This window comes from Citrobacter youngae (assembly GCF_003818115.1).
In the GTDB taxonomy this organism is placed as follows: domain Bacteria; phylum Pseudomonadota; class Gammaproteobacteria; order Enterobacterales; family Enterobacteriaceae; genus Citrobacter; species Citrobacter youngae.
In genome coordinates this window covers 289,261-301,304 of record NZ_RPOI01000016.1, presented here as the reverse complement: position 1 = coordinate 301,304, position 12,044 = coordinate 289,261, and the positions used below count along the sequence as shown (strand labels likewise).

12 protein-coding genes are annotated in these 12,044 nt (G+C 50.5%); 4 read left to right on the top strand and 8 right to left on the bottom strand.

Going from position 1 to position 12,044, the window contains the following annotated elements; genetic code table 11:
- Positions 1–4 precede the first annotated feature (4 nt).
- The 3 genes from pduV to EHN13_RS14495 all read left to right on the top strand — a co-directional run bounded on the left by pduV (position 5) and on the right by EHN13_RS14495 (position 2,615).
- On the top strand, positions 5–457 hold the full coding sequence (pduV, locus tag EHN13_RS14505) for a propanediol utilization protein PduV (RefSeq protein ID WP_061067705.1): 453 nt from the start codon (positions 5–7) through the stop codon (positions 455–457).
- Complete coding sequence (locus tag EHN13_RS14500; protein WP_124021637.1) at positions 442–1,656, top strand: acetate/propionate family kinase; 1,215 nt, start codon at positions 442–444, stop codon at positions 1,654–1,656. The genes pduV and EHN13_RS14500 overlap by 16 nt, the downstream gene beginning before the upstream one ends.
- A 92-nt stretch (positions 1,657–1,748) precedes the next feature.
- Positions 1,749–2,615: a GHMP family kinase ATP-binding protein gene (locus EHN13_RS14495; protein ID WP_101741447.1), complete on the top strand. Its 867-nt coding sequence runs from the start codon at positions 1,749–1,751 to the stop codon at positions 2,613–2,615.
- 39 nt (positions 2,616–2,654) lie between these two features.
- Here EHN13_RS14495 and EHN13_RS14490 read toward each other — a convergent pair whose 3' ends face one another.
- From EHN13_RS14490 to phsA, 7 genes are all read right to left on the bottom strand, one after another.
- A complete protein-coding gene (locus EHN13_RS14490; protein ID WP_005128046.1) occupies positions 2,655–2,990 on the bottom strand; it encodes a DUF496 family protein in 336 nt (111 codons plus the stop codon).
- A 238-nt stretch (positions 2,991–3,228) separates the two neighbouring features.
- Entirely contained in the window at positions 3,229–4,287 is a 1,059-nt protein-coding gene (locus EHN13_RS14485; protein ID WP_048212010.1) for an FUSC family protein, read from the bottom strand.
- Between the two features lie 106 nt (positions 4,288–4,393).
- Positions 4,394–4,861, bottom strand: coding sequence for a DNA gyrase inhibitor SbmC (sbmC, locus tag EHN13_RS14480; RefSeq protein WP_005128054.1), 468 nt, complete (start codon positions 4,859–4,861; stop codon positions 4,394–4,396).
- A 124-nt stretch (positions 4,862–4,985) separates the two neighbouring features.
- Positions 4,986–6,158, bottom strand: coding sequence for a serine-type D-Ala-D-Ala carboxypeptidase DacD (dacD, locus tag EHN13_RS14475; protein ID WP_105242165.1), 1,173 nt, complete (start codon positions 6,156–6,158; stop codon positions 4,986–4,988).
- A gap of 150 nt (positions 6,159–6,308) precedes the next feature.
- Positions 6,309–7,076, bottom strand: a complete 768-nt coding sequence (gene phsC / locus EHN13_RS14470) for a thiosulfate reductase cytochrome B subunit (protein WP_124021636.1) — start codon at positions 7,074–7,076, stop codon at positions 6,309–6,311.
- Complete coding sequence (gene phsB / locus EHN13_RS14465) at positions 7,073–7,651, bottom strand: thiosulfate reductase electron transport protein PhsB (RefSeq protein WP_005128061.1); 579 nt, start codon at positions 7,649–7,651, stop codon at positions 7,073–7,075. The genes phsC and phsB overlap by 4 nt, the downstream gene beginning before the upstream one ends.
- Positions 7,652–7,665: 14 nt before the next feature.
- Entirely contained in the window at positions 7,666–9,939 is a 2,274-nt protein-coding gene (gene phsA / locus EHN13_RS14460; RefSeq protein WP_061067703.1) for a thiosulfate reductase PhsA, read from the bottom strand.
- A 397-nt stretch (positions 9,940–10,336) separates the two neighbouring features.
- Here phsA and sbcB point away from each other — a divergent pair, with 397 nt between their 5' ends.
- On the top strand, positions 10,337–11,761 hold the full coding sequence (gene sbcB, locus EHN13_RS14455; protein ID WP_115602234.1) for an exodeoxyribonuclease I: 1,425 nt from the start codon (positions 10,337–10,339) through the stop codon (positions 11,759–11,761).
- Positions 11,762–11,800: 39 nt separating this feature from the next.
- On the opposite strand, the gene tsuB is transcribed toward sbcB, so the two are convergent.
- Entirely contained in the window at positions 11,801–12,028 is a 228-nt protein-coding gene (gene tsuB, locus EHN13_RS14450; RefSeq protein WP_048212013.1) for a thiosulfate utilization sulfurtransferase TsuB/YeeD, read from the bottom strand.
- Positions 12,029–12,044 lie beyond the last annotated feature (16 nt).

Sequence of the window (12,044 nt, the reverse complement as noted above, 5' to 3'; positions counted from 1 at the left end):
CCACATGAAACGCATCATGCTAATTGGCCCCAGCCAGTGCGGTAAAACATCGCTCACACAATGTTTGCGTGGAGAAGCACTTCATTACCAGAAAACTCAGGCGATTGTCTGGTCGCCAACGACAATAGACACGCCGGGTGAATATCTTGAGAACCGCTGCCTGTACAGTGCGTTACTGGCCAGCGCTTGTGAAGCCGACATTATCGCTCTGGTACTGAATGCCGACGCCCCATGGTCACCTTTTTCTCCAGGTTTTACGGGTCCAATGAACAGACCTGTTATCGGCCTCGTCACCAAAGCCGATTTAGCTAACCCTCAGAAGATTTCACTCATAGAAAGCTGGTTGGTGCAGGCTGGGGCGCAGAACGTGTTTGTCACCAGCGCGCTGGAGAATACCGGGGTCGATGAGATGTTCATTTTTCTGAATGCAAAGGAACCGTCATGTCTCACAAAATAATGGCCATTAACGCGGGGAGCTCCTCGCTTAAGTTTCAGTTACTGGCGATGCCGCAGGGTGAAATGATCTGCCAGGGGCTGATTGAACGCATCGGGATGTCTGACGCGCAGGTCACGCTTAAAACACCCGTACAGAAATGGCGGCAGACGTTACCCGTTGCCGATCACCGTGAAGCAGTAACTCTGTTACTGGAAAAACTGCTTAGCCTGAACATCATCAAAAGTCTGGAAGAGATCGATGGCGTCGGTCATCGCGTCGCACATGGTGGTGAGTCCTTTAAAGACTCAGCCCTCGTCAATGATGAAACACTGGCCGAAATCGAGCGTCTTGCAGAACTGGCACCGCTACATAACCCGGTTAATGCGCTGGGGATCGCAGTTTTTCGTCAGTTATTACCCGAAGCACCTGCCGTCGCAGTTTTTGACACTGCTTTTCATCAGACGCTGGCTGAGCCTTCTTTTATTTATCCTCTGCCATGGCGCTATTACTCAGAGCTGGGAATTCGGCGTTACGTTTTTCATGGTACCAGCCACAAATACGTCAGTACCGCGTTGGCTGAAAAGCTGGGCGTCCCGCTCAGCGCACTGCGCATCGTATGTTGTCATCTTGGTAATGGCAGCAGCATCTGTGCTATCAAGGGCGGAAAATCGGTGAATACCTCAATGGGCTTTACGCCACAGTCTGGCGTGATGATGGGTACGCGCAGCGGAGATATTGACCCGTCAATTTTGCCGTGGATTGCCCTGCGCGAAGGCAAAACACCGCAGCAACTTAACCAGCTCCTCAACAATGAATCAGGATTACTTGGGGTTTCCGGTATCTCATCAGACTATCGTGACGTTGAACGCGCCGCAGACGAAGGCGACTCACAGGCTGCTCTCGCACTTACGCTGTTTGCAGAGCGAATTCGTGCCACAATAGGCAGCTATATTATGCAGATGGGCGGTCTGGATGCTTTGGTATTTACGGGTGGAATTGGTGAAAACTCAGCCCGAGCACGCGCTGCGATTTGCCACAATCTGAATTTCTTAGGTCTGGCTGTTGATGATGAAAAAAATCAGCGCAACGCAACCTTCATTCAAACTGAAACTGCGCTGGTCAAAGTGGCCGTTATAAATACCAATGAAGAGTTGATGATCGCGCAGGATGTTATGCGTATAGCGATATCAGAAACTGTGACATTGGGCATTCCAGCTTAATCCTGCCGCACCGCAAATTGCGGCAAATCATGGTAATAGCGCGATCGCCATGACACTATGCGCCGAGGATTGCTGATCACAAAGGTGAAGACGTGGCTATTGCGCAATGTCCTGCATCGTGCGGGGAACTTATCCAGGGCTGGATTCTGGGCAGTGAGAAGCTGGTCTCCTGCCCGGTTGAATGGTATAGCACCGTTGAGGTCAGTTCGGGTTCACCACAAGTGGATGAACGCCCACTCTCGCGAGCGATGGTTGACCGGTTATTGCAGCACTGGCACTACCCGGCGCATATCAGTCAGGATATTCGTATAGATATCCAGTCAACGATTCCCATTGCGAAAGGAATGGCCAGTAGCACCGCAGATATTGCCGCCACCGCGCTTGCCACCGCTCATTTTCTGGGTCATCAGCTTGATGAACCTACACTGGCACAGCTTTGCGTTTCTCTTGAACCTACCGACAGCACCGTTTTCCACCAGTTAACCCTTTTCGATCATAACGACGCCTCTACGCAAATTCCCTGTGAAGCGCAGCCCCAGCTTGACCTGTTGGTTCTGGAAAGCCCGGAAACATTACGTACCGCAGATTATCACCGCATTCCGCGCCAGCCCGGGTTACAGGCCGGTGCTCCCGCGCTTAAACGCGCATGGGAAAAAGTACAGGAAGCCTGTATTAGCCAAAATCCCTATCGGATGGGGGAGGCCGCCACGCTTAGCGCAATCGCCAGCCAAATGTTGTTGCCAAAACCGGATTTCGATTCGCTATTGGCGCTGGTAGAAGAGTGCGATTTATACGGGGTGAATGTTGCGCACAGCGGCAGCGTGGTGGGTTTGATGCTGGACAGAAAACGTCATGATGTTGATTACATCAAATGGATGCTGGCACAGAAAAAACTGACAACTCACTGGCCTGAGCAGCATTTATTGCGGATGGTAACAGGCGGGGTAAAACTACAGTAGGGGTCGCCGCTTAGCAGCGCCCCCTACTGCCATAAAACATTACTCTGCTTTCGCTTCGCCGTTTTTCACTTCACCCATGGCTTTCAGCTTTTTAGAGATATCACGACGCTCTTTAGAGATCTCTGCATTCTTGATGATGTAATCATCTACACGATCTTCATAGTCGCTTTTCATGCTGGCGATGATACCCTGGATAGCATCAACGCTCATCCCCGGCTTGATGTAGTCGCTCAGGTTGTCCAGCAGCAGGACGCGTTTCTGGTTGTCACGGATCTTTTTCTCAACGTCCTGAATTTCACGTTGCAGTTTGTTTTTACGACGGAACAGACGAACAAATTCCAGCACGTCCTGGAAAGAAGGCTTGGTAGTTTCCATTTTTACACCCCTGATAATGTGAGATTCGGATTCGTTAAAACAACGGCTAAAGTGGGTCAACATTACTTTCATGCCCGCCATACTTCAAGTTGCATCTGCATTGATAATGCATGGCTGAAACCTGAATTATCGAGGGTAAAGCCATTGTAGTTACCAATGGTTTTAGCCTTTTTCAGTATCATACCCTTAATCTTTGCTGAATCGAAGCAGCAGTAGAACCAATCCCCTCATCTGCTCTTTATTTGCGCAGCGCGCGACAAATCAAATGTGAGAGCAATTCCAGTTGCCGTGCCATCTCCATATTCAACCAGACATAGCCATGAATAGGTGTTTCAGCAACATTATCGCCTTTATGCTCAGCGATGAGTTGGCGCAACTCCGCCACGGTGTCATTGAGTTTTTCCGTATTGACAAGTATCGGCTGCGGATTACCTTCATATAGCGCATGAGTGATCGTCAGTAGCGCTTGTTGCGTTCTGAGCTGAGTTTCACGCAAGGTATGCGCGTTCAGCATCACAAAGTGACTGGTACGTGTCGCCCACAGCGCGTTGATTTGCAGCTCAAGCATGCACACCAGGTTGCGGTTAACCGTCTGAATAGCTTCAAAGATGGATTTTTGGATGTGGGTCTCTTTACTGGCAGGAACGATGAGTCCACGCATTTTGACAACGTCACTCAGTAGTTGTTGTAAATGCTTCTCCAGTCGGGGCTGCTCGAGCAAATTGGGGGAGAGCGCGGCCTGATACACCCGATTGTACCCCGTTACACAATGCGCCAGTTGAATACGCCAGTGAATAAATGCACGCTGCGGCCAGATGCCGGTAAACAGCATCGCCAGTAACGATCCCAGAATCACGTCGCCACCGCGCCACAACGCTGTATTCATGTCACCCGCAGGAGCCCCGACGACGACGGCAAGCGTTATACCAATCAGCAACGCCTGATAGGGTTTTTTACCTAAGGCCAGCCAGCCGCAGAGAAACATCGCTACTGCGCACCATATCAGCATAAGCGGAAGTGACAGGAGTTCGAGACGCAGAGCAACCAGCCCAAGTACTGAGCCCAGAATCGTCCCGCCAATGCGTTCAAGCGCTCTTGGGACGACATTACCCCAGAATGAAATAGGCCCCATAATCACCACCAGCGTGATCAGAGGCCACGTACCTTCAGGAATATCCAGCAGGCGAACCAACAGAAAAGTAAGAAGAAACGCCAGCGCAATGCGAATACCGTGCACTACGCGATAATGACGATACAAACGAATTTCAAAAGGACTCAGCGACTTATCGGCACGCACTCATCCACTCCGTCAGGGAATAGCAAAGAACAGAATTGTACCTGCTTTTTAGTGAAAACATCATCGTTATCACCAGGACTTTCATCCTGATTTACACAAAAAACAGCTACTTCGGCTGTACTGGCACATACATTTCGATGTCCCAGTAACCGTCTTCCATGCCATTATTCATATAAATCTCAAAACAGGGTTTGGCGGCTATCTGGTATGTTGCGTCCTGCAGCAGAAGATTAAAAAATTGATACCATGGCGTCGCAAAGTCATGATTTTCAACACGAGCAACAGCAATAGCATACTCACCACCGGCCAGTTCAGTCAGTATCACACCTTCGCTGTTCTCTGGGATCTCGAAATTCTCTGCGACGGAAACCACAGTATCGCAGCGCAGTTTGTCAGCAGGCACAACATCCGGGTTGTCGTAATAAACGGCGATCCATTCCAGCGGCACTATCTGCTTGTCATCCACCCACATGACTAACTGCTCAAAACCCTGCTTTACCGTTTGCTCCCACGGTCCAACCATATGAAAACCAGCAATCCTGCGTTTATCGACCTGCTTTATCTCGTACTCCATATAACCTCCGTCATTACACTGTATTTATATACAGTGTAATTATTGTATATTACGGCCACAAGGAAATAGTGATTATTATGTGAGCAGTTTCGCACTCTTGCCAGTCAGTAGCATGGGTGAAAAATTACACCTTATGGTGGAAGTAATCGCTCAGACGCGAAAATACGCCGCCTTTACTGACCGATTCCAGGGTGACCAGTGGCCAATGCGCCACCAGCTTATCCCTGTCATAGAGTTCAATTTCCCCCACGCGTTGATGCGCGGCAATAGGCGCTACCAATTCTTTCTTATCAAGAACATATTTTGCTTTGATATTCTGGACTTCAGCCTTAGGAAGCGCCATCCAGAAATCCTGCTCGGTACCGAGGCTAATTTTTTCTTTATCGCCATACCAGATTCGTTCGACGCCGACTTGCTTACCGCTACGCAAAACCTGCACCGTATCAAAATTTTGTTGCCCCCACTGCAGCAGTTTGCGTGCCTGATCCTCGCGCCCTTTCGCGCTCTCGGCTCCCATGACCACGGCAATCAAGCGACGTTGTCCATCAACTGCGGAGGCGATCAGGTTAAATCCTGCCCCGGATGTGTGCCCGGTCTTCAGGCCATCGATGTTCATCGTTTTATCCCACAGCAGCCCGTTACGGTTTTGCTGCGTGATACCATTCCAGGTAAGACTCTTTTCACTGTACATGTGGTAGAACTCAGGTTCTCCGTGAATAATCGCCCGGGACAACACGGCCAGATCGTAGGCCGAGCTATGCTGGCCTGGCGCGTCCAGCCCATGCACCGTTTCGAAATGTGTATCTTTAAGTTTCAGCTTCTCAACGTAACTGTTCATCATCGCGACAAACTGTGGCTGTCCACCCGCGATGTAATCCGCCAGCGCGACGCATGCGTCATTGCCGGAATCAACAATTAAGCCGCGACTTAAATCGCGTACTGACACGCGATCGCCTTCTTTCAGGAACATTAATGATGAGCCTACAAACACCGGATTATCTTTCGCCCATGCGTCACGTCCGACAGTGACGATATCCGTTGGGCTAATGCGATGGCTATCAATCGCGCGATCGACAACATAGCCGGTCATTAACTTGGTCAGGCTGGCGGGGTTGCGTTGCTGGTGTTCATTACCGGCGGTCAGGGTTTGGCCCGTGGTGTAATCCATAAGCACCCACGCGCCAGCATTGATGGCGGGAGGCCGAGGTGCAAAACTGGCGACATCAGTCGCATAAGCGGACGAAAAACTTATCGCGAATAGCGAAGCGGCAATAAACAAACGGCGTTTCAACAGCATGTCCTCATAACCAGGAGAAATAGCCGTTCTTTTTACGGAAGTTCTGCCGAACAAACATGGATAAATTGCAAGAAAATGTGACATAAGGCACATTTTCTTGCTGTTAAAGAAAAAAGTCAGACGGACTTCCCCTGCAAAATACGCGCAGGATTAGCCTTTATGTGATGCTGTTTCTGCATGATGGCTGCGATGACGGTGATAGCCGTCAATCATGCTGCGAAAGATTTGCCCCGGTGTGTCACCCAATGTGCACAGGTAAATATGTGCACAAATGAACAGAATGCCAACAATCGCCAACACCATATGCAGCACCAGCACCACCGGCCCGGCGCCTATAATCTGCGGGTAAAGACAGAGCAACCCGGTAATGATTAACAGCGGAACCAACGCATACATGATGGCCAGATAGGCTAACTGTTGCAGGGGGTTAAATTTATTCTCCGCTGTTGCCGCAAACGGATGTGCCTCACCTTTCATTATCCCATACAGATAAAAACGCGTTTGCAGCAGGCAACGCGTTATCAACCCGCTGAATTGCACACGATAGTGACTACCGTTGCCGTTGGTGGCATTGATCATGACGAAGCCAATCCAGAAAGCCAGTAATGCGAATCCACACCAGGTGTGCACCTGCACCATCAGCGCTACCGGTCCGATAGAAAAATGGCCGAACAAACCGCTGAGCAGAAGCAGGATAAAAAGCAGCGCATTTCCCCAGTGCCAACGGCGGACAGCCAATGAGTAGAGATAGTCACGGTGCTCTTCTCCGGCTGCCGTTTTGGGTGCCAGCATTCGACGCAGCAGTGCATGCATCACCAGACCGGCAATCATCAACAGAATGACTACGCCGGCATAAATGAGCCACAGCGGCCAGTAGTCTGGCGCATAGTTAAGCTCTGCTCCCCAGATAGAATTCATACTTTTCCCTCCTGATGAATCTCTTTACGCCGAAAAATACTCACCGCGCCGCTACGCGTATCCTGCTGACGGTAAACCTCTTTTTGAAGAATCCAGTGCTGAATTTCAGGGTCATCACGGCGACCAAACTTCAGCGCATCCGTAGGGCATACGGAAACACAGGCAGGCGATTGTCCAGCGTCCAGACGGGTGTCTGCGCAAAAGTTACATTTATCTGCAATTCCTGTTTGTGGGTTCAGGTAGCGCACATGGAACGGGCAGGCAGCTACGCAATAATCACAGCCAATACAGCGGGACTTGTCCACCTGCACAATGCCGTTTTCGTCCCGAAACGAAGCGCCAGTCGGACAGACGCTGACACAAGGCGCATCTTCGCAGTGCTGGCAGGAGACGCGGACAAACTGAAAGTGAGACAGCACCTCAGGTTCGTTTTCCGGTGAGCGGATCTGCACCTGCAGCCGGCTAAAACCTTCTGGCACATCATTCAGAACTTTGCAGGCAACTGTGCACGCCTGACAACCAATACAGCGTTTCTCGTCATGCAGCATGACATACGGATTTGTTGACTGATTCATGATGTTCTCCTTTCTCATGCCCGACGAAGCGTAACGCCAGCGGTATGGACCACTGTGCCGGATACCGGACTGGTTACATGCGGAAGCAGGTTGCCACAGTGGATCCCATGCGTTGTCGCTGCGGTTTTCGCGCCAGCCTTGGCGCCGAATCCCATATAGACGAACAGCGTGTCGGGTCGAATACCGGCAGTGACCAGCGCTTTGCCTTTCTCCTTACCCGTCGCATTTTCAAGCCAGATGTCATCGCCGCTTTTAATCCCTTTTTCTCCAGCCGTTTTCGGGTGGATCCACACCGCGTTATCCCACATCAGTTCGCTGAGTAATGGGACATATTGCGTCGCGCCATTGGTGTGAACTGCGACTTTGCCTTGAATGAAATAGAGTTCATTGTCGGCCTTGAGCGCAAAATTGCGTGCACGCGGAATACCATAGCCCGGCAGGAGAGTTTCCAGTTCTTCGGAATAAAGTTCGATCTTTCCGGATGGGGATTTGAAGCGCAGTTGTTCGCCATACGTACCGTCATTGTCAACGGCCACTGCTCCCGGATACTGCGCAGTAAACTGGCGTACCGATTCAGGCTCACGGAGTAACAGTGGAACGCCCCACTCCCGATACCCTTTCTGGCGCAGTTCAGCAGATAACGCATGGTCACCATTGAGCTGATACAACTGGCGTACTTGCATATCTTGCCACGGATAGTACTGCCCAAGACCCAATTGCTCACCCAGCTCTTTCCAGATTTGCCAGCTTGGGCGCGCATCACCGATAGGCTCAACGACCTGCTGGCGCAGCGCATAGGCCGGATTCAGCCCCGACATATCAGAGACTTCTTCATCGCGTTCGAGATAGGTGCATTCAGGTAACAGGTAATCGGCATAGGCCGCGCTTTCGCTTAAATAGACATCGCAGCTCACCACCAGATCCAACTGCTCAACGGTTTTGACCAGATCCGGCCGACAGGTCACGGTTTGAAAAGGGTTATGCCGGGACATAATCCATCCTTTCACCGGATAAGGCGTCTGGTTTAACACAGCATCGATAATGCTCTGCACCACCCCACCGCCCGCAGCGATGTATTTGAATTGCGGCGCGACCAGGTCAATACGCTGCGCCGTTGGCTTAGGGAGTTTGGCATCCGGTTTCGCCAGCACCGGAGCCACCTTCTCTCCTGCCAGCTTATTGTAGGTTGCAGCGGCTTTTTTCTGGTACATGCCGCCTTCGCGCTCAATATTTCCCAGCAGCACGTTGAGGGTGAAAATCATGCGCCGCATGTCGATCTCTTCCTGCGAAAAAGTCGCACGGTGACCAGGGCTGACAATCGCATGGGGGGCGCAGGCCGCCATTTCTCGAGTCACCCGGGTAATGACATCCGCAGGCACGTCGGCCAACTTTTGTGCCCATTCCGGCGTGGCCTCTTGTACTGCCTCTGCCAGTTGGTCAAAACCTGTTGTGTAGCGTTCAACGAATCCCGCGTCATACAATTTTTCAGTAATCATGACGTGGCACATCGCCATCAGCACCGGTAAGTCGCCCCCCGGTTTAATCGCATGCCATTCATCCGCCTTACTGGAAAATACCGACAGCCGGGGGTCGAAGCTGACCATCTTCGCGCCCTTCTCTTGTGCGGTCATCAGTTCATGAGTATCAGCAACCTCAATCCCTTCATAGAGGTTATGTCCAAAAGAGACCATATAGCGGGTATTGGCGATATCCATTGCTAAATCCCCACCCATCATCACTTTGGCGGCAATGGCTTTACCTGCTGGACAAGTTGAAGCGTGCGTAAAGGTATTTGGTGAGCCAAAAGCCGTCGCCAAATGAAATAAATGGCCGGAAAGCGAACCAGATTTAGAGGAGAATACAACGCCCTGCGGCCCATATTGATTTTTTATTGCCGCCATCTTTTCGGCAATTTCTTTATACGCCTGTTGCCAGCTAATGACCTGCCATTCGCCACTGCCACGCGGCCCGGTGCGTTTCATTGGTTTAACAATCCGGTGCGGGTCGTTTATCAGGCTAACACCGCTGCCCCCACGAGCACAAACGCGCGTGCCTTGCTGAGGGGCATTAGGGTTTCCCTGGATAAAAACTGTTTTATTATTAATCACCTGAGCCTGAATTGGACAGCGAAAGGAACACATTTCACACAGACTCGGCGTCAGGGATGTTTTCCCTTTAATACTCTCTGGTGAATTTCGCGCCAGTGCGCCAGGGGGGAAACTGCCTATTGCACAGGCCGAGCAGCCAATACCCACACCCCGCAAAAAATTACGCCGACTAATGCTCATATAACCTCCTGTTATTAGATATATCCAATGATTATATGGACTTTAAATTATTAATTTTTAACCTTACTCACATTTCATTACAATGAAATTCCGTTAACTGGCAAGAATAAAACTCATTGTTTATAAAAGAGTTTTAAAGTTTCCAGAACACACCACCAAACGTAAAAATAACAATAATAGTTCTCAATTAGCTTATTTATGCACTCACAAAATAACGTTATCTTATTTCATGAAATATCCTTAAAACCCCAAATCTATTAATTCATTTTATTTTAATCACGTTTACCGCAATTTTATTGCGGCCACCGCCGGGCATTGATAATCCCGTTGCTGATTACCGCGCTACTTTTTGGTATTCTTAGATAAGCGCTAAATTGATCCCGGACATAACTGAACAATGAATGACGGCAAGCAGCAACCTGGTTTTCTCTTCCACGATTACGAGACCTTTGGTACCCATCCGGCACTGGACAGACCCGCACAGTTTGCGGCCATCCGCACAGATAGCGATTTCAATATCATTGGCGATCCCGAAGTCTTTTACTGCAAGCCCGCCGACGACTATCTGCCACAACCCGAAGCGGTACTGATAACCGGTATTACGCCGCAAGAAGCACGTGAAAAGGGTGAGAACGAAGCCGCTTTTGCTGCCCGTATCCATGCGCTGTTTACCGTGCCGAAAACGTGTATCCTCGGCTATAACAATGTGCGCTTCGATGATGAAGTGACACGTAATATCCTGTATCGCAATTTTTATGATCCCTACGCCTGGAGCTGGCAGAACGACAATTCTCGCTGGGATTTGCTGGATGTAATGCGCGCCTGCTATGCGCTACGACCGGAAGGGATCAACTGGCCAGAAAACGACGATGGTCTACCCAGTTTCCGCCTTGAGCACCTGACCCGCGCCAACGGTATTGAGCATGCTAATGCCCACGATGCGATGGCAGACGTGTATGCCACCATTGCAATGGCGCAACTCGTAAAGTCACGTCAGCCGCGTCTGTTTGACTATCTCTACAGTCACCGCAATAAACACAAGCTGGCTGCGTTGATTGATGTCCCGCAAATGAAGCCCTTAGTGCATGTATCTGGGATGTTCGGTGCATGGCGAGGTAACACCAGTTGGGTTGCCCCGCTGGCCTGGCATCCGGATAATCGTAATGCGGTTATTATGGTCGACTTAGCGGGTGATATTTCTCCCTTGCTTGAACTGGATAGCGACACCCTGCGCGCACGTCTTTACACCGCCAAAGCCGATCTGGGAGATAACGCAGCGGTGCCGGTTAAACTGGTGCATATCAACAAATGCCCGGTTCTGGCACAGGCTAATACGTTACGTCCGGAAGATGCCGATCGTCTCGGAATTAACCGCCAGCATTGCCTGGATAATCTTAAAGTCCTGCGTGAAAACCCGCAGGTGCGCGATAAAGTGGTGGCTATCTTTGCCGAAGCAGAACCCTTTGCGCCATCGGATAACGTAGATGCGCAGTTATACAACGGTTTTTTCAGCGATGCCGACCGCGCCGCAATGAAGATCGTTCTGGAAACCGAACCTCGAAATTTACCCGCACTGGACATCACTTTTGTCGACAAGCGCATTGAAAAACTGCTGTTTAATTATCGCGCACGCAATTTCCCCGGGACTTTGGATGAGGGAGAGCAGCAACGCTGGCTGGATCATCGTCGTCAGGTATTCACACCGGAGTTTTTGCAAAATTACGCGAATGAATTGCAGATGTTGAGTCAGCAATATGCTGACAATAAAGAGAAGCTGGTGCTACTGAAATCACTCTGGCAGTATGCGCAAGAGATAGTCTGAAGATGAAATGCCCTCCGCCAGACGGCGGAGGGATCCTGGTTACGCTTTCTGCACCGTAATGCTCCAGGCGGCGTCACCCACCTGTTGATAATCAGTAATCACGTGCCCCTCTTCGGCGGCCCATTGCGGGATTGCCTCAGTTGCCTGGGTACAGTCAAATTCGATCACCAGTTCATCACCACTTGCCATTTCAGCCAGTGCCGCTTTTGCTTCAATCAGTGGAAACGGACAAACCTGTGTGACCACATCCAGTCTTTTAATTGCCATCATCAAATCCTTACGC